General features: G+C 62.4%; 12 protein-coding genes. 6 read left to right on the top strand and 6 right to left on the bottom strand.

Features of this window, described 5'->3' with window-relative positions:
• Positions 1–38 precede the first annotated feature (38 nt).
• A complete protein-coding gene (locus DHV10_RS08710; RefSeq protein ID WP_162601343.1) occupies positions 39–2,678 on the bottom strand; it encodes an alpha-glucuronidase family glycosyl hydrolase in 2,640 nt (879 codons plus the stop codon).
• Between the two features lie 47 nt (positions 2,679–2,725).
• Positions 2,726–3,259 carry a TlpA family protein disulfide reductase gene (locus DHV10_RS08705; RefSeq protein ID WP_109485967.1) on the bottom strand — a complete coding sequence of 178 codons (534 nt, stop codon included), beginning with the start codon at positions 3,257–3,259 and terminating at the stop codon, positions 2,726–2,728.
• Positions 3,260–3,472: 213 nt separating this feature from the next.
• On the opposite strand from DHV10_RS08705, the gene DHV10_RS08700 reads away from it, so the two are divergent.
• The gene (locus DHV10_RS08700; protein WP_109485966.1) at positions 3,473–4,567 is read left to right on the top strand and encodes a hypothetical protein; all 1,095 of its coding nucleotides are present in this window, start codon (positions 3,473–3,475) and stop codon (positions 4,565–4,567) included.
• 23 nt (positions 4,568–4,590) lie between these two features.
• Here DHV10_RS08700 and pabB read toward each other — a convergent pair whose 3' ends face one another.
• The 3 genes from pabB to DHV10_RS27010 all read right to left on the bottom strand — a co-directional run bounded on the left by pabB (position 4,591) and on the right by DHV10_RS27010 (position 7,837).
• The gene (gene pabB / locus DHV10_RS08695; protein ID WP_109485965.1) at positions 4,591–6,471 is read right to left on the bottom strand and encodes an aminodeoxychorismate synthase component I; all 1,881 of its coding nucleotides are present in this window, start codon (positions 6,469–6,471) and stop codon (positions 4,591–4,593) included.
• A 34-nt stretch (positions 6,472–6,505) separates the two neighbouring features.
• Positions 6,506–7,450 (bottom strand): Ig-like domain-containing protein, encoded by a 945-nt coding sequence (locus tag DHV10_RS08690; RefSeq protein ID WP_239461536.1) that lies wholly within the window; start codon positions 7,448–7,450, stop codon positions 6,506–6,508.
• A 222-nt stretch (positions 7,451–7,672) separates the two neighbouring features.
• The gene (locus tag DHV10_RS27010; RefSeq protein ID WP_162601341.1) at positions 7,673–7,837 is read right to left on the bottom strand and encodes a hypothetical protein; all 165 of its coding nucleotides are present in this window, start codon (positions 7,835–7,837) and stop codon (positions 7,673–7,675) included.
• 290 nt (positions 7,838–8,127) lie between these two features.
• On the opposite strand from DHV10_RS27010, the gene gluQRS reads away from it, so the two are divergent.
• Positions 8,128–9,009 (top strand): tRNA glutamyl-Q(34) synthetase GluQRS, encoded by an 882-nt coding sequence (gluQRS, locus tag DHV10_RS08685; protein WP_109485963.1) that lies wholly within the window; start codon positions 8,128–8,130, stop codon positions 9,007–9,009.
• A gap of 45 nt (positions 9,010–9,054) precedes the next feature.
• Here gluQRS and DHV10_RS08680 read toward each other — a convergent pair whose 3' ends face one another.
• On the bottom strand, positions 9,055–11,619 hold the full coding sequence (locus tag DHV10_RS08680) for an ABC transporter permease (RefSeq protein ID WP_109485962.1): 2,565 nt from the start codon (positions 11,617–11,619) through the stop codon (positions 9,055–9,057).
• A gap of 87 nt (positions 11,620–11,706) precedes the next feature.
• Here DHV10_RS08680 and DHV10_RS08675 point away from each other — a divergent pair, with 87 nt between their 5' ends.
• From DHV10_RS08675 to DHV10_RS08660, 4 genes are all read left to right on the top strand, one after another.
• Positions 11,707–12,171 carry a DUF4126 domain-containing protein gene (locus DHV10_RS08675; RefSeq protein WP_109485961.1) on the top strand — a complete coding sequence of 155 codons (465 nt, stop codon included), beginning with the start codon at positions 11,707–11,709 and terminating at the stop codon, positions 12,169–12,171.
• Positions 12,172–12,219: 48 nt separating this feature from the next.
• Positions 12,220–13,596 (top strand): FAD-containing oxidoreductase, encoded by a 1,377-nt coding sequence (locus DHV10_RS08670; RefSeq protein WP_109485960.1) that lies wholly within the window; start codon positions 12,220–12,222, stop codon positions 13,594–13,596.
• Between the two features lie 131 nt (positions 13,597–13,727).
• Positions 13,728–14,588: a sugar phosphate nucleotidyltransferase gene (locus DHV10_RS08665; RefSeq protein ID WP_109485959.1), complete on the top strand. Its 861-nt coding sequence runs from the start codon at positions 13,728–13,730 to the stop codon at positions 14,586–14,588.
• Positions 14,585–17,908, top strand: coding sequence for a UTP--glucose-1-phosphate uridylyltransferase (locus DHV10_RS08660; protein ID WP_204101373.1), 3,324 nt, complete (start codon positions 14,585–14,587; stop codon positions 17,906–17,908). The genes DHV10_RS08665 and DHV10_RS08660 overlap by 4 nt, the downstream gene beginning before the upstream one ends.
• Positions 17,909–17,932: the final 24 nt, after the last annotated feature.

Below are 17,932 nucleotides of genomic sequence, written 5' to 3'. Positions count from 1 at the left end.
TCACCAGTCACCAGTCTTCGGTTCGAAGTTCATCGTTCTCAGTTCGCAGGCTGTGGGAGGAGTTCGATGTAGTCGAGGGCGGCGGGGTCGGAGTTGTCGGGGGTGGCGTTGACGCGGATGGTGTCGCCGGGTTTGAGAGTGAGGTTGCGCACGATGCGGCGGGTGGAGTTGTCGCCGTTGGGGCGCTGCGAGGGAAGGTGGTCGCTGGCGGACCAGGTGTCGGTCTGGCGGTCGTTGATGGAGAGAGTGAATTGCGCCGAGCCGCCGGGCAGGTCGAAGTACTGGACCGCGAGGTTGAAGGCGCCGGGCTGGCCGGTGTAGGTGAAGGTGGCGGAGCAGTGAGTTGCTGCAGGGGCTGAGGCACCACTTTCTTTGGGCGCTGTTCCGGCGCGACTGAGGTCGTGCCCTTTCAAAGCAGAGTTTGGTGCGGGATCTCCGCCCGGGGCAGGTTTTCTCGCGGACTCTCCGCAGGAGACGGCTTTGCCGTGGCTGGCGTCTTCCCATGGGTTCACGTCGATGACCGTGTAGCCGGTGAGGCTGGCGTCTTCGGCTTCGAGGCGGTTGGGGTAGCGGCCGGCGCGGCCTTGTGCGTCGGGGATGCCGCTGAGTTTAAGGAAGTATTGTGTGACGGCGTCGCGCCAGACGATGGCGTGGCCGGCCTGGTATTCGAGCCGGGGGAGAACGTCGGCGAAGAGAGCGGGATCGAGTTTGCTTTGGATCGACTGCCAATCTGTGACGAACTGTGCGGCTTGGGCGGCGCCGTCGTTGTGGGAGTCGTAGAGGTACTGGATGACGGTTTTGCCGCCAAATCCGGGCTGGTCGAGTTTGTACGTGTAGGGGACGTGGTGGAAGAAGAGGAGGAGGTTGTCGGGAGTGGTGGCTTCGGACTCGTAGATCTTTGCGACTTCGGGTGGGTACTGGCCGACAAAGCCGGTGCCGGTGGCGGCGGTGCGATCGAAGCCGACGCCGTTGTGGTCGGCCTTGTGCCATTGGCCCCAGCCGTTGCGTTCGCTGGCTTCGACGTTCGGGCCGTAGTGGCTGCCGGTGATGTCGGTGAGAGTCTGCAGGCCGAGGGGGCCGGTGTAGTTCTCGTAGGCCGGCCACGATTTCATGAGCATGTTGACGACCGTGTGGACGACGGCGGCGTCGGAGGAGATGGTCTGGCGGGTCCACTCGGCGGCAATGTCTTCGGGGTTGAGGTCGGGATTCCAGGCGAGACGGCCGAAGGCATAGAGGTTGGCGAGAGCGAGCGGTGAGCCAAGCCAGTTGTTCTGGCCGACGCAGGCGACGCCAACGATTCCACCAAGTGGGCGGTGAAAAGATTGGCCGGAGATGATCTGCTTTACGGGAGTCGATGCGCCGTTTACGCGCATGTCGAAGTCGAGGACTTCCTTCCACATGGGCGCGATGTAGACGAGGTGGCGTTGCTGGCCGAGGTACTCCTGCGTGATCTGAAGTTCCATGGCCTGGTTGGTGTGCGGGATTCCGCCGAAGAGCGGGGAGACGGGCTCGCGGACCTGGAAGTCGATGGGGCCTTCTTTGGTCTGGATGATGACGTTGGGTGCGAACTTGCCGTCGAGCGGATGAAAGATGTCGTATGCGGCGCGGGCGCGGTCGGCTTTAGGGTCGTTCCAGTCGAGGTGGTGGTTGTAGACGAATGCGCGGTAGAGGACGACCCCGTTGTGGGGGGCGAGGAGAGCGGCGAGCACGTTCGCGGCGTCGGCAGGAGAGCGGCCGTAACTGGCGGGGCCGGGCTGGCCTTCGGAGTCGGCTTTGACGGTGAAGCCGCCGAAGTCGGGGATGAGACGGTAGATCTCGCTGACCTTGTCGGACCACCATTTTTGGACTGTGGGATCGAGGGGATCGAAGGTGGAGAGGCCGCCGATCTTCTGCGGGCTGGCAATATCGGCGGAGAGAGAGACGCGCACACCGTAGGGACGCATTGCATCTGCGATGCGGGCGACCTGCTTGAACATCGCGGGCGTGAAGAAGGCGGACGCGTTGTTAACGTTGTTGAGATTGCATCCGTTGATGCCGATGGAGGCGAGGAGGCGGGCGTATTCGGTGGCGGGAGTGAGGTCGGGGCGGACGTGGCCTGCGTCGAAGAAGATGCTGCGGCCGGCGTAGCCGCGTTCGATGGAGCCGTCGATGTTGTCCCACTCGTCGACCCAGCGGATGGGCATGGCGGGAGACTCACGAACTTCGAGTGGAAAGCCCTTGTCATCGCGCGGACGCAGAAGGTTGAATGTGCCGTAGAGTACGCCGCGTTCATCTCCGCCGACGATGAGCAGGCGGTGCTTGCCATTCGAGTCTTTGCGGCTGAACCAGAACGCACCCGGTGCGAGATCAGATGGTATCCGCACGTCTGGTCGCAGCTTGCGGAACTCTTCGGCGGTGCCGAGGATCGTCTCTCCTGAAACCGATTCTAGTGCCCGGGCGGATAAGCCAGCAGCTGATTCGCCTGCAAGATTGCCGAGGCCCCGGTTCAGCTCTCGCATTGCGGATTGCTCAATGGCGCCGCTTCCAAGCGTCCTGATGTTCCGAGGAAAGAGGGTCCAGCCGTTCATCTTCTGATAATTCAGCCAAGCTTGATCAGCGGTCTGGGCAGGGAGAGGAAGCAGGGCGGAGAACAGAATCGCGAGAAGCGGGATGGCTTTCAAGGAGCGGCGGAGTCTCACCGCCCCATTCTATGCCGCAGTCTGAGATTGAAATATTTCGGCCGGAGTTACAGACGTTTGGTGAGCGGCGGGGGCGGATCGCCTTTGCGTCCGGCGAGGAGCCAGTCGACCGGTTTGCGGACGTCCTCTTCTTTCGCCTCGCCCATGACACGCGCGACGGGCTGGCCGGTTTCGTCGAGGACGATGGTGCCGGGAACGATGTTGCCGAGGCCGAAGCTCGAGAGAGTATCGGTATCGGCGTTGACCCAGGTGGTGAAGTCGACGTGGAGTTTGGAGAGAGTCGTGGGAATTTTCGAACGGTCTTTCGGGTCGTCAATGGAGATGAAGACGAAGGTGACGGGCTTGCCGGAGTACGATCCTGCGATCTGATTGAGGCGGGGGAGTTCTTCCTGACACGGACCGCACCACGTTGCCCAGAAGTTCACGACAACGATCTGGCCGCGGAGTGTGGAGAGTTTGCGGGATTGGCCGTCGAGCGTCTTGAACGTGGGGTCGGGGAGACGCTTCGCATGAGCGAATGGAGCGACAAGAGCAAAGCACACGAGCAGCGCAGAGAGGAGACTGCGAGGGGAAGGCGGCATCCTTTTTCGACGATAGCGGCTGATGCGAGGATGACGACTCCGCCAAAAGGAGGAGAGGAGCTTCGACAAGATGGGCGACGCGTGATGGACGGATAGGCTGGTACTTTCGTGTGGATCAACTTTGGTTGATCAGAATGCAGGCTTTCCCGACCTGCATTTCGCCAGTTGGGAATTTTGAGGTCAGTTCTTCCTTCCTGAATTGGAGACAAAAAGATGAAAAAGCTCCTGGTTCGGAGCGCGGTTTCAGCCGCGTCTCTGTCAATCTCATTTCTATGCATGCAATCCGCCGCGAAGGCGCAAGGCTGCGTGGCCGCACACTCGCCACAGCCGGTGATTTCGGGACTGGATCCGACGAATCAAGCGACGATCGCGCACTCCGCAGGCACGAACTTCCTGCATGGCCTGACGGTCTCAACGGGCTATCGCGTGTATAACTCGTACCGGCACTACGTCGGAACGGATTACCAGGCGCAGCGGCAGGCTCTGCACAATGCGGTGGTGAATCATGTGAACCTGTTTGAGCTGGATTTGAATTATCAGCTGACGCCGCGGTGGAGCGTGATTGCGACGATTCCGGCGATGGAGGCGACGCGTCACGGACAGGCGAGTGCGACCAACTTCTATCGCTCGGGTGGAATCGGCGACGTGACGGTTGGGGCGCAGGCGTGGGTGTGGCGTCCGCCGACAGAGAGCCATGGGAACGTTGCGTTGTCGGCACAGTTGAAGCTGCCGACGGGGATCAACGATGCCAAGGGCCGGACGGTTTCGAAAAGCGGTGTGACCTCTATACAGCCGTTCGATGAGTCGATCCAGCCGGGCGATGGAACGTGGGGTTTCTCGCTGGCGACCGAGGCTTACAAGGAGCTCCACTGGCGGACGTCGGGGTACTTCACGGGGTCGTGGCTTTTCAGCCCGCAGGATACGACGGGGGTGGCACAGGCGCGTTCGGCTCCGGGAGAGAACGTAATCTCGGCAACCGACCAGTATCTGTGGCGCGGTGGATTTTCGCGGCCGGTGACCGGCGTGAAGGCTCTGCGCGGCATGGCACTCAGCTTCGGCGGGCGCATGGAAGGCGTACCGGTGCGCGATGCGTTTGGGTCAAGCAATGGATTCCGTCGTCCGGGATACGTGATCTCGATCGAACCGGGCATGATGTACAGCCATGGGCGCTGGGGATTCTACGCAAGCGGACCGTGGGCGATGGAGCGGAACCGGAAGATCAGCGTGACGGATATCCGTAACCACGCACATGGGGATGCCGCGTTCGCGGACTACACGGTGATTACGGGGATTTCGAGAACGTTTTAGAAGCAGTTGCCAGTTGCCAGTCTTCAGTTTGTTAAGTGGAGGCCGGCATTCCAATCGATGGTGACACGGCGGAGGCCGCGGACGGCGTTGCAGATGTAGACGCTGTCGGCGGCCTTCACGTCGTCGAGGGTCAGGATCTTCTCTTCGATGCTGGTGCGGGTTGCGAGGAGATGGCGGCGGTAGACGCCGGGCAGAACACCGCAGTCGAGCGGGGGCGTGTACCAGCGGCCAGCCTTCTCGATGACGATGTTGTGGACTGCGCCTTCGGTGATCTCTTCGCGGATGTTGAGAAAGAGCGCGTCTGCAAAGCCTGCGGAACAGGCGGCAGCGTGCGCGCGGTTGTAGAGATCGCGACGCGTCGTCTTGTGAAACAGGAAATGGTCGGCGGGGTCGGTCCGATGCGCTGCGATGCAGATACGAGGCGGTGCTTCATTGGCGGCGACATCGGGCAGGACTCCATTCTCGATGTTGAACTCGCCGTTGGCGTGGAGCAGGAGCCGTACTTTGCGCGGCTGAGCGCCCGGAAATGCGGAGGCCTCAATGAGGAGAGTTGTGCGGATCGCGTCGAGATCGCACACGAAATCGAAGTAGCGGGCGCTATCGGCGATGCGATCGAGGTGCAGATCGAGAAACGGGAAGCCGCCGTTCCAAAGCATGGTCTCGATGAGCGCGAAGGGCTCGACGGAGCGGGTAAGAAACTCGGCCTTGAGGCGGCACTCGCTGTATTCGGCGGCGGGCCCGGAGTCGATGACGATGCCGCTGCCGATTCCGCCATGCGCTGTGCCGTTTGCGAGTTCCAGAGTACGGATGGCGACGTTGAAGACGGATTCTTCGCGCGAGAAGCAGCCGATGGCGCCAGTGTAGACGCCGCGCGGTTGCTGCTCGATTTGCGCGAGCAGCTGCATGGCGTGGACCTTCGGCGCGCCGGTGACGGAGCCGCATGGGAAGAGGGCGCGGAAGATTTGCTCAAAGCTGACATCCGGACGCAGAGCGCCCGAGATGGATGAGGTCATCTGCCAGAGCGAGGGGTAGCGCGCGACCTCGAACAGCGAGTCGACGTGCACGGAGCCGAACGCGCAGATGCGGCCGAGGTCGTTGCGGATGAGGTCGACGATCATCACGTTCTCGGCGCGGTTCTTTGGGTCGTCGGCGAGAGCTTCGGCGATGGCGCGATCTTCGGAGTTGGTGCGGCCTCTGGCGGCAGTGCCCTTCATCGGCTGCGTGGTGATCCGGCGGTTCCGGTCGATGCGAAAGAAAAGCTCGGGCGAGAAGGAGAGTACGTGGTGCCCCGGGCGCGTGTGAAGGAATGCACCGTAGTCGACGGGCTGGGCCGCGGCGAGACGTGCATAGAGTTCAGCGGGAGATTCAGCGGTCTGAAGATGGACTGGAAACGTGAAGTTCAGCTGATAGACGTCGCCTGAGCGAATCCAGTCGTGGATGCGGTCGATACAGTGAGCAAAGTGCTGTTCGTCGAGACTGTAGCCAATCTCAGAAGGAGGAATGGAAGCCTGTTCGGGATGCAGATCGAACCTAGATGTGGGGAGAGGATCGGAATCGAAGGTCCCGATCTGGTGATCGAAGCTATGAGCTTTCTTGTAGACCGCGAACCAGGCGAGAAGATCCGAGTCGCCGCCTCGCGGGAGCGCTGCCGCGGGTTCGAAATACTCACCGCACTCGTAGGTAAGGTATCCGGCTGCGAAGTTGCCTTGGTGGATGGCTTCTTCGATGGCGGCGAAGAGCGATGGCAAGTGGTGCAGGTCCCGTACCTCGATGACGCGGATCGGATCGGTGAAGAGGCGGCTGAAACGAGAAGCGCCGGGACGGGAGCTATGAAGCAGCACCGTGCCCGGCGTGGATTGAATGAACGAGAAAATTTGCGGCGGCAGGGGATGCCAGGAGCTCATGCACCCGCCCTCATCATCGGACCTTATTCTGACGCTACTTGGTGACGGTCAGAGCCAGAGTCGTGGCGTGCGTAGTGGCTGTGACTCCGTTGCTCGACTGGGCCGACACGGTGACGTTATACGTACCGGTGGGGGTGGGCAGGTTCGGCGTCGGGCCGTGATTGCGGTAGTTATAAAGCGGCGAGCAGCCGGTGGAGCCAAGCACCCCGACAAACGCGAGAAGAGCCATGAGTGTGAGACGGCTGAGGAACCGGCGGCGGAGTCCGAAAGCAAGGCCACCGAGAGTGAGAGCACCCGGCAGGAGGATCGCCCATGCAACCGGTTGAGCGGTGCGGATCTGAGACGGCTCGGCTTTGGCGATCGACGGACCCTGCGTAGCGATGACCATGGAACTCGTGATGCCCTTGGAAGCGCCGACCGGGATCTCGATGTTCTCGGGGGTGAAGGTGCAGGAGGTCTGGTCGGGCAGGCCCGAGCAGGAGATGGTGACAAACATCGGTGCGGCGAGCGAGGCCGCGTTGATGGGAGTGACCGTGACAACGGCCGAACCGGACTGGCCCTGCTTGAGGCTGGTGGAACCCGGTGCGACGGCGACGGAGAAGTCGGGAGTGGTTCCGGCGGTGGCGGCGAGGGTGGATACCCGTGAATTGGAGACGGCGTGCGTGGTGTCGCCGGAGTAGACGGCGCGAAGCGAATGCGATCCGCCGGGCAGGGTGATGGTGGAAGCGGCCTGACCCTGGGCGTCGAGGGCAAGTCCGCCGAGCGAGTTGGGTCCATCCATGAGCGTGATGGAGCCGGGAGCGCCGAGGCCGTCAGAGCCGCTTACGGCTACGAAGATGTCGGCCTCTGTGTGGCCGTTGACGTCTCGCGTGTCGACAACGAGGGAGGTCTGTGTAGCCTGCCTGGGAACTGCGGCGGGGGCTGCGAGCGCCGGAAGTGCGATGGCGCAGAGAGAGACTGCAGCCCATTGGCGGAACATAAGAATCACGTGCACCTGCTCCAAATCTAGAAAGAAATCATCGATCGCCCGATTTTCGCGCGTGGTCCCATTGTATCCGGCGAAGGGGGGACGAGCGAAACGCAAGAACGAACGAGAGTTGGACGGATCAGGGCGGATTATGGCGTGCGGAAGGAGGCAATCTCGGGCAGAGACACCAAGCCCGCGACCGGGAGACGAGTCGCGGGCTGTTGTCGATCTGAACTAAGCGTGGTCGGGATTCGGGGTTTCGATCACCGTGAGGACCTCGCGGATGCGGTCCTCAAGCTTCTGGCGGGACTGCTGTTGGGCCTGGATCTCTTCTTCGGTCTGTTTCTTTTTGGATCCGAAGATGGAAGCAAAGAAGGTAGGTTTCCGATCCTGAGACATGGGTGCGGCTCTCCTGGGGGTGAAGGTCCTGCGTGCCTCGCCTGGATGTCTTGCTGTCTCTTACCTGGCTCCGACGGCGGGTACAGCTATGAACTTCTTTTGTCTTACTCGTACATGTTAGCCGCGATTCCCCAAACGTGTAAGGTCCTTTCGGTCACCTGGACGGGGATCTAAGTGGTCACCGGTTGGAAGGGTACCTGAGAGTGTGGAAAATCACAGAACCTTCGAGGACGACTCTATCGTTTGTTCCTTCGCCGGGCTGAACCTTCCGACGCACTTACACTAGGGCCGTGTCCTCTAATGCTTATCGGGGCAGGCTCGCTCCTTCGCCAACGGGGTACTTACATCTGGGGCACGCGCGGACTTTCCATCGCGCCTGGCAGCGGGCGCGCGAGGCAGGCGGGAATCTGGTGATGCGGATGGAGGATCTGGACCGGGATCGCAGCCGCGCGGAATATGCGGAGGCGGCTCTCGAAGATCTTCGCTGGCTCGGGATGGATTGGGACGAAGGGCCGGATGTTGGCGGACCTTCTGGGCCCTATCAGCAGAGCCGGCGCGGGGAGGTGTACCGGGTGGCGTGGCAGAAGCTGAGCGATGGCGGGTTCCTCTATCCGTGCCGGTGTTCGCGGAAGGACCTGGCTGCGGCAGTCGGGGCGCCTCACGAAGGACCGCACCGCGGAAACGATCCCGATGACGAGCCGGTCTACCCTGGGACCTGCCGGCCTGCACAGACGGGCGCAGGCCGCTTTGACCTTTCTGCCGGGCCGGGAGAGGGGCCGAGCGGTCTGAACTGGCGTTTTCGCGTCCCGGATGGCGAGGTGATCGCGTTTGAGGACGGCAACCTTGGACCGCAGCGATTCACGGCAGGAGTGGACTTTGGCGATTTTCTGGTGTGGCGGCGAGACGGAGTGCCCAGCTATCAGCTGGCCTGCGTTGCGGACGACTTTGCGATGGAGATCACGGAGGTGGTGCGCGGGGCGGATCTGCTGAAGTCGACGGCGCGGCAGATGCTGCTGAACCGCGCCCTGGGGTACCGGGATCCGCGTTGGTTCCACTGCGAATTGATGGTCGATGAGCAAGGGCGGCGGCTGGCGAAACGGCACGATGCCCTGAGCATCCGGGAGCTGCGGGCGAAGGGGAGGGTGCCGGGGGAGCTGCTGGCAGCCGGGTGAGGACCACTTATTGTCAGTCTTCAGTTTTCAGTTGCTCGATCGGGGCTATTCGCTGCGGAGGGTTTCGAGGGGGTCGGCGAGGGCGGCGCGACGGGCGGGAATGAGGGTGGCGATGGAGCCCGCGAGTGCAAGGATGACGCTCGCGGCCAGGATGGCGAGTGAATTCGCTCCTGCGGAGCCGTAGAGCAGGTGGTTTGCGGCGCGCACGGCGAAGAGGGAGAGGACTGCGCCGGGAAGGATGCCGGCGAGGAGGATGCGCGCGGTCTGGGACAGGATGAGCAGCCCGATATGACGGCGGGTGGCGCCGAGCGCGAGGCGGATTCCAAATTCTGATTTGCGGCGGGCGGTGCGCGACGACATCACGCCGTAGAATCCGATGGCGACAAGCAGAAGCGTGAGCCCCGCGTAGATGCCGGCGAGGCGCGCGAGAAGCTTTTCCGTGCCGAGATCGCCGCTCAGCTCTGTTGCGAGCGGAATGACTTCGCCGATCTGCAGGGCGGGATCGACCTCGTGCAGAGCACGCTGGACGCTGTTTGCCATCTGCTGCGGGTCGCCGGCGACGCGAACGCGAATGCTGTTGGCCGGCGCTGGATTCTGATTGATGTCCATGTAAATCATGGGCGGCGCATCGCGCTGCACACCGTTGACGCGCGCATCGGCGACTTCACCGATGATGAGGAATTTGTGATCGTTGGGAGCGGGTTCATAGCCGACCCACTGCCCTATCGGGTCGCCCTCGCCGAACAGCTGGCGCGCGTACGAGCGGCTGATGATGGCGACCGGCTGGGTCGACGCAGTGTCGGTGGTGGCGAAGTCGCGGCCACGGAGAATGGGGATGGAAAGCGTGGAGAAGTACCCGAGGCCGACGTGATCTTCCTGCCCATGGACCTGCAGGTCGCTGAGGTGGGGGCCGCCGTGCACGTAAAGCGCAGTGATCCATCCACAATGGATGCCCCCGCACATTGCTACGCCCGAGCCGCGTACCCCTGGCAGAGACTGAAGGCGCTCCTGAATGCGGCGGTAGAGATCAGGCAGCAGTTCGGGGCGTTCGGTGTACCTGCGGTCGTGCAGTTCGGGATGGACGAGCAGGACATGTTCGCGATCCATGCCGACGTCGACAGTCTGCCAATGAACAAGCGTGGCGGCGAAACACGCAGACATGGTGGAGAGCAGAAGGGACAGACTGACTTGCGCGCCGAGGAGAAGATTGGAGCGGAAGCGCTGGCGCGCGGACTGAGCGATTCCGGAAACTCTGGCGCGCGATCCTGCGCCATGGGCAAGGCCGCCGCGCATGAAAACGAGAGCCGGAAAAATGCTGAAGCAGAAAAGGGCAAGAAGCATGAGGCCGATGCCGAGCGCGAAGAGCGGGAGGTTGGGATGCAGATCGAATGTGAAAAGAGCGTTGCGGTTGGAGGCCCAGCGGATGAGGATTCCGCTGGAAGCTCGACCGACCGCGCAGGCGCAGACGGATCCGGCGATGAGGAGCAGCGCGTCCTCAAGAATGATCTGAATCAGAAGTCTGCGGCGCGAGGCCCCGAGCGCCATGCGTACGCCGAGTTCGTGCGCGCGGCTTTGTAGGCGGGCAAGCTGAAGGTTGGCGAGATTGAGGCAGCCCACGAGGAAGATGGAAGCGGAGAGAGCCATGAGCAGCGCGAGCGGGCCTGCGAATCGCCTGGTCATGCCGTTTTCGCTGAGGGGCGCGGATGTGGTTTTAACGCGGAGCAGCGCGGCTTTCACCACGGGGTCGGCAGTGGCTTCGGTCATAAGCTCGCGATCGCTGCGGAAGGCCTGATCCAAGCGTGCGAAGACCGCGGAGCGGCGTTCGGCGGGGATGCGCGCGGTGAGAAAGAGCCAGAAGATGGTGGGCTGGTTGTACCAGGGTTTTTCGAGCGAAACGTTGTGGCCGGGGCCGAGCGAATCCCATGGGAATGCGAAGGCGCCGGTGCTCTGCACGGAGAGAGGAATCCAGACGTCGGGAGCGCGTCCGGTGATGTCGCCGAGGAATCGGCGCTGCGCGACGCCGATGACGATGAAAGCGCGGCGATTCAGAAGCACGCGTTGACCGATCGCGTTCTGTGCAGAGCCGAACGTGCTGCGGGCGAAGTCGTAGCGGAGGACGGCAGGCCACTCCGACTGCCCGATGCGGTCATCGGACTCTATGAAGAATCGGCCGGCCGCGGGAATCAGACCGAAACCGCTGAAGTAGTTGGCGGAAACAGGAGCAAGCGAGGCGCTGGTCGATGCACGGCCGGGCAGCTCGAGCGTCGCGTCCGCGGCGTAGGCCGTTGCGACTAACGGAACCTCGGGAGTGGCGGCGCGGAGACGCTGGTAGGCGGGATAGGAGATGCTCCAGCTCTGATCGAAGGGCGTGCGGGCGACGTGTACGCGGACGAGTTCATCCGGATGAGGGACGGGGAGCTCGGCGAGTATGACGGCATAGAGAAGCTGAAAGACGGCAAGGTTTGCGCCGATGGCAAAGGCCAGCGTGAGAATGGCCGTCGCGGTGAATGCGGGTGCGTGGAGGAGGAGGCGCAGCGCGTGGCGGAGATCGCGCGGAACGTTCGCGAACGATGCGGGACGAAGCAGAGTGCGTTTTGCCGTGGCGACCATCGGATTCGGGGAACTGATGCCTTTGAGTGGGAGTATACCGAGAGCTCCGCTGGGGTCCGCTCCTGTACTCTGCTCGTAGAGGACACTATGCCCCTATTGATCCTCGCAATCCTGATCGGGATCATCGCTGGTTTACGATCGATGACCGCTCCAGCCGTTGTGAGCTGGGCCGCGCGCCTTGGCTGGATTCACGTACACGACAGCTGGCTGACATTCCTGGGCTACGCATGGACTCCGTGGATCCTGAGCATCTGCGCAGTGGGTGAACTGATCGTGGACAAGCTTCCCTTCACCCCAAGCCGCAAGCTTCCGCCCTCGTTTGCGTTTCGCATCGTCTCGGGTTCCATTTCCGGCGCGGCGATCGGCATCGCGCACGGCTCGCTGGTCACCGGCCTGGTGGGAGGGGCAATCGGCGCTGTCATCGGAACGCTGGGCGGAGCGGCAGCACGATCGGCCCTCGCGAAGCGTTTCGGCAAGGACTTACCTGCCGCGCTTCTTGAAGATGCGGTCGCCGTAGTCGGGGCCATTCTCATCCTCAAAGCCGCGGCGTAATCAGAACTCAACGTTGCGATTGAGCCCGCGAGCTTCATCTGGAGATCTATGAGCACAAACTTCGATGCGATCATCATCGGCTCCGGCCAGGCAGGCCCCTTTCTTGCGGTACGTCTTGCTGCCGCGGGCAGAAAGGTCGCTCTCATCGAGCGCAAGGTTCTGGGCGGCACCTGCGTCAACACGGGCTGCACTCCCACGAAGGCCATGGTGGCCTGCGCCAAAGTTGCGCAGACTGCACGCGAGTCGGCTCGATTCGGCGTTCACATTCATGGTGAGATCACCGTGTCTCTGGCAGAGATCAGAGCTCGCAACGAACAGATCGTCCAGAACTCACGCGACAGCCTGCGCAAGATGCTCGAGAATGCCAAGGGCTGCACCGTCATCTTCGGACCGGCGCAATTCATCTCGGCGAACGAAGTCCAGGTCGGTGATCAGACACTGCGCGGCGATCAGATCTTCATCAACGTGGGCGGCCGGGCCGCGACACCCGAACTGCCGGGCCTGAAAGAAGTTCCTTATCTAACCAACTCTACACTGCTTCAGCTCAATGAACTCCCGCGGCACCTTATCGTGGTCGGCGGCGGCGCAGTCGGGGTCGAGTTCGCCCAGATCTTCCGCAGACTGGGCAGCGAAGTCACCCTGATTGAAATGAAGTCGGCTCTCGTGCATCGCGAGGATGCGGCGGCATCGAAACTCATGAGCGAACTTCTTGACCTGGAAGGCATCCGTCTTCGTCTCAACTCCGAATGCGTTTCGTTTTCGCCGTTGCCCGACGGCGTGTGCGTGCACGTAAGTTGCAAGTCGGACGAGCCTGAGGTGCACGGTTCTCACGCTCTGCTCGCTATGGGCCGGAGCCCCAACACCAATGACCTCGGGCTTGAAGCAGCCGGTGTACGCACCGATGGACAGGGCTTCATACCGGTGGACGATCAACTCCGCACCAACGTCCCCAACATCTTCGCCCTCGGAGACTGCAATCGGCGCGGGGCATTCACCCATACCTCGTACAACGATTTCGAGATTGTCGCCGACAATCTGCTCGACGGCGCCACGCGCCGGGTTACGGACAGGATTCCTGTTCGCGCCACCTACTCCGATCCGCCGCTTGCTCAAGTCGGCATGACGGAAGAAGAAGCGCGGGCCTCTGGCCGCGCATTGCTGATGGCCACACGCCCCATGCGCTCCGTCGCGCGTGCGATCGAGAAGGGCGAGACTTTCGGCTTCATGAAAGTAATGGTCGACCCAGAGACGAAACGCATTCTCGGCGCTACCATCTTCGGCGTGGGCGGAGACGAAGCCATCCACTGCATCCTCTCCACCATGTACGCGGACCAGCCGTACACCACGCTCACTCACGCCGTGCACATTCATCCCACTGTGGCTGAACTGATCCCCACGCTGCTTGGCTCACTGAAGCCCGCATAGATCAACGAATTGAAACGCCGGCGTGCCCTCAACCGGTTCTGAGCGAAGCCGAAGCATCCCAATCCTGGCACAGCGGCAACCTGTTGCCGGCTGTCGATACGTTACGATCATGGGGAACGGGATTTCTATATATGCAAATTCGCAAGGCCGTTATCACTGCTGCGGGGCCCGGCCAGCGCACTCTGCCCATGCAGCTGCTCATCGATCAACAGGGTTCAGAGTGTTCTGTCCTCTCCCTCGTGGTCCGTGAAGCCTCACGCGCCGGCATCAACGATGTATGCATCGTCGTCTCGCCGGGCGATGAAGAGCCTTATTCCAAGCTCGTCACGCAGGATTCTGTCCGCCTGACCTTCATTCCGCAGCGCGATCCGCGTGGCTACGCGCATGCCGTCTTCTGCGCGCGCGAGTTCGTCGGCGATGAGCCTTTCCTGCACTTTGTCGGCGACCACATCTACGTGGGCCCTGAATCCGGCGGCTCGGCCCGGCGGCTCATCGATGCGGCCACCACGGCAGGATGCTCGATCTCGACGGTGCAGATCACGCGAGAGAATCTTCTTCCGTATTTCGGCGCCATCGGCGGCCAGCCGGTTCAGGGCAAACCGGGCTTTTACCGGATCGATACGGTCCTCGAAAAGCCCACGCCTACTGAAGCTGAGCAGAGCCTCATTGTTCCGGGACTTCGCAGTGGGCAGTACCTCTGCTTCTACGGCATGCACGTGCTCACCCCCGCGATCTTCGAGATCCTGGCCGAACTGCTCTCCGACTCCGCGCAGAAGCGGCCCAGTCTCTCATCCGCGCTCGCCATCCTCGCCCAGCGCGAGCAGTATCTGGCCATGATTCACAAAGGCCAGCGCTTCGATGTCGGCGTGAAGTACGGCCTCTTCTCCGCGCAGCTCGCGCTCGCGATGCACGGCCGCGACCGCGACAAGGTCCTGACAGAGATCATTCAGGTGCTCGCGACCCGAGAACAATCCGAAGGGAGCGGGCAGTGAGTGCGCTCTGGGCGATCATTACCGCCACTGATCCGGACATACGCAATCGTTCTCTCGACAGCTTCTGCGAGCACGCCTCGACTTCAGATCTGATTGCCGAAGCCGGCGACCTTGAAGCTCGACGCCACTCGAGCGACAGCCTCTACGACCGCGTACGGGCCCTGTTCTTTCTCTACGCGATCCACCGCTTCCACTTGCCTATGCGTCCCGAAAGCGCAACCTCGCGGTCGCATATACCCTACGCGGGTGTTGAGCGCCTTCTCAACCGCCGCTACGAAGAAGCCATCAGCATCTTTCTTGCCGCCCAATCCGCGCACGGGTTAGGCGATGGGATTTCGAGTGCGCTTGCATCCGCCTATCGCGGTCTTGCCTTTCAGACGCTCGCCGACCAAGTTCGCCGCAGCGTTCGATCCGTGCGAGGCAATCAATGGATGTTCCGCACCGGCCATCCATCGGACTACGCACTGCGCCTGCGCCGCGAACTGCTGCCCAGCGCGCTGGGACAGCCCGCGCCCATCCTGCACGAAGCCACGCCGGTACGCATGGATCTGAGCCACAGCGGCTGGAGCGACATTTTCTTTCTCGGCATGGACCTGCCCGAGGGCGCGCGGGTTCTCAACGTGTCGATCAACCTCGCGCTGCACGATACGCAAAGTCCCAAGCCGCCCGTCGAAGCCTACCTGCGCGTCATCGACCGTCCCGTCATTCGCCTCGTCAGCGTGGATCTCGATGCCAGCGTTGAGATTCGCGAGTTGCAGGAGATCTTTGACTTTGGCCGCGACTACCTTGGATTGCTAAAGGCGGCTGTGATCGCATCCGGCATTGTTCCCGCGGGGCTCGAAGGCTCCGACCAACCGCTGGCCGACCTGCTGCGGCAGCTCACGCAGCGTGAAGGCCTTGGCCTCGAGATCGTAAGCCACGTCAACAATATTCCGAAAGGCTCGCGGCTGGCCGTTTCAACGAATCTGCTTGCGTCGTTGATCTCCGTCTGCATGCGCGCCACGGGGCAGGCCGCGTCGCTTACCGGACAGCTTGCGGAACCCGAGCGCCGCCTGGTTGCCGCGCGCGCGATTCTCGGCGAATGGCTGGGAGGGTCCGGCGGTGGATGGCAGGACTCCGGAGGTGTGTGGCCCGGCATCAAGCTGATTGAGGGAGTGCGCGCCATGGAGGGCGACATCGAATTCGGCATCAGCCGCGGACGGCTGCTTCCGAATCACCGCATCCTCTCCTCAGACGAAGTCACGCTTAAAACGCGGCAGCATCTCCAGGACTCGCTGGTGCTCGTTCACGGCGGCATGGCGCAGGATGTCGGCCCCATTCTCGAAATGGTGACGGAACGGTATCTGCTTCGCTCTGCGAAAGAGTGGGCCGCTCGCCGCGAAGCCGGAGAGATTCTCGACGAGATCATCGACGAACTTCGCCGCGGAGACGTCGGCGCGATCGGCAGGGCCACGCAGCGCAATTTCGACGGGCCATTGCAGGAGATCATTCCGTGGGCGAGCAATCTCTACACCGAGACTCTCATCCGCGAGGTCCGCGCAAAGTTTGGCAGCGCGTTCTGGGGATTCTGGATGCTCGGAGGGATGTCGGGCGGCGGCATGGGCTTCATCTTCGATCCGGTGCGCAAGCCCGAAGCGCAGAACGCTCTCGGCCCGATGATGCGCGAAGTGAGTCAGCGCCTCGCTGGGGGCGTGCCCTTCGCCATGCAGCCGGTGGTGTACGACTTCTCCATCAACGAAAACGGGACGTTCGCTGAACTGCTCTCAGGCGAGTCCGCAGTGCTTCCGGACGGCTACTACAACCTGATGCTGCCTGCGCTGCTTCGCAAGGAGCAGCGCACGTTATCGGTAAACGAGCGCGCAGATCTCGAGCGCTTCAGCTTCCGCTGTCACGCAGCATCAGGCGCGCAGGAGCGCACACGCACCTTTCTCAATCGCCTCTTGCCTCAGGCGCAGAACGGCAACGACCGCGCCGAGACTTTGCAGTCGCTTCTGCATCAGTATGGATTCGATCCGCTGCAGCACGAGCGCATTCAGACGGAGCTTCGCGCGGGGCAGATCGGCCTGGCGCAGAATCGGCTTCCCGCTTCGGTCACCATCGAAGACGTAGCGCCTGACCAGGTCTTCGACGCGACGCGCGGCAGCGACGCCAAGTTGCGCAAGCTCGGTGAAGAGGCTCTGGCATCGGGTTCGGTTGCAGTCGTCACTCTCGCGGGCGGCGCAGGTTCGCGCTGGACGCATGGCGCTGGCGTGGTAAAAGGCCTAAGCCCTTTCTGCCGTCTCGCCGGCAAGCACCGCACCTTCCTCGAGGTTCATCTTGCGAAGAGCCGCCGTACGAGCCGGGCTTACAACTCTCCGGTGCCGCACATCGTCACGACGAGTTACCTGACGCACGATCCGACGGACAAGCTGCTCAAGCTCGAAAACAACTACGGGTACACCGGCCCGCTGTATCTCTCGCCGAGCCGCAGCGTCGGCCTGCGGATGATTCCGATGGTCCGCGACCTTCGTTTCGCGTGGGAATCCGTTCCTCAGCAGATCCTGGATGCTCAGGCCCAAAAGGTACGCGACAGCTCGCGCGCCGCGCTTATCTCGTGGGCGCAGCAGTGCGGAGAAGGCAGCGACTACACCGACAATCTTCCGCTGCAGTGTCTCCATCCGGTGGGCCACTGGTATGAGGTGCCCAACATCTTTCGCAACGGAGTACTGCGCAATCTGCTTGAAGCGCAACCGAACCTGCGCTATCTGATGGTGCACAACGTCGACACGGTGGGAGCCGACCTCGACGCGCAGATCCTGGGGCGTCACATCTCCACCGGCGCTACGATGACGGTGGAGGTGATGACGCGCCGCATTGAGGATCGTGGCGGCGGGCTCGCAAGCGTCGATGGACGCGCGCGTTTGGTGGAGGGCCTGGCGCTTCCTTCGGAGGACACGGAGTTCCGCTTGTCTTACTACAACTCCAACACCTGCTGGCTGTCGATTGATGCACTGCTCGGAGTTTTCGGACTCACGCGGGCCGACCTCGCCGACGAACGGAAGGTCGCGGACGCCGTTCGCGCTCTTTCCGCGCGCGTCCCCACCTACATCACGATCAAAGACGTGAAGAAGCGCTGGGGAGAAGGCCAGGAAGATATCTTCCCCGTCACGCAGTTTGAGAAGCTCTGGGTCGACATGACTGCGCTTGCGCAGATGAACTGCGACTACGTTCTCGTGCGGCGCATGCGCGGCCAGCAGCTCAAAGAGCCAGCGCAGCTGGACGGATGGCTTCGCGACGGATCAGCCGATTACGTCACAGGGCTTTGCGACTTCCCCGACTGACCGCGACAAAGAAATCGCGAACTA

This window comes from Occallatibacter savannae, assembly GCF_003131205.1.
Lineage (GTDB): Bacteria > Acidobacteriota > Terriglobia > Terriglobales > Acidobacteriaceae > Telmatobacter > Telmatobacter savannae.
The sequence above is the reverse complement of the archived record's forward strand: the minus strand, read 5'-3'. Positions and strand labels throughout refer to the sequence as shown.

What these genes read in the sequence shown, in the direction of transcription:
- DHV10_RS08705 (WP_109485967.1), bottom strand. Translation starts at nt 3,259, where the DNA reads ATGCCGCCTTCCCCTCGCAGTCTCCTCTCTGCGCTGCTCGTGTGCTTT.
- DHV10_RS08700 (WP_109485966.1), top strand. Translation starts at nt 3,473, where the DNA reads ATGAAAAAGCTCCTGGTTCGGAGCGCGGTTTCAGCCGCGTCTCTGTCA.
- pabB (WP_109485965.1), bottom strand. Translation starts at nt 6,471, where the DNA reads ATGAGCTCCTGGCATCCCCTGCCGCCGCAAATTTTCTCGTTCATTCAA.
- DHV10_RS08690 (WP_239461536.1), bottom strand. Translation starts at nt 7,450, where the DNA reads ATGTTCCGCCAATGGGCTGCAGTCTCTCTCTGCGCCATCGCACTTCCG.
- DHV10_RS27010 (WP_162601341.1), bottom strand. Translation starts at nt 7,837, where the DNA reads ATGTCTCAGGATCGGAAACCTACCTTCTTTGCTTCCATCTTCGGATCC.
- DHV10_RS08680 (WP_109485962.1), bottom strand. Translation starts at nt 11,619, where the DNA reads ATGGTCGCCACGGCAAAACGCACTCTGCTTCGTCCCGCATCGTTCGCG.
- DHV10_RS08675 (WP_109485961.1), top strand. Translation starts at nt 11,707, where the DNA reads ATGCCCCTATTGATCCTCGCAATCCTGATCGGGATCATCGCTGGTTTA.
- DHV10_RS08670 (WP_109485960.1), top strand. Translation starts at nt 12,220, where the DNA reads ATGAGCACAAACTTCGATGCGATCATCATCGGCTCCGGCCAGGCAGGC.
- DHV10_RS08665 (WP_109485959.1), top strand. Translation starts at nt 13,728, where the DNA reads ATGCAAATTCGCAAGGCCGTTATCACTGCTGCGGGGCCCGGCCAGCGC.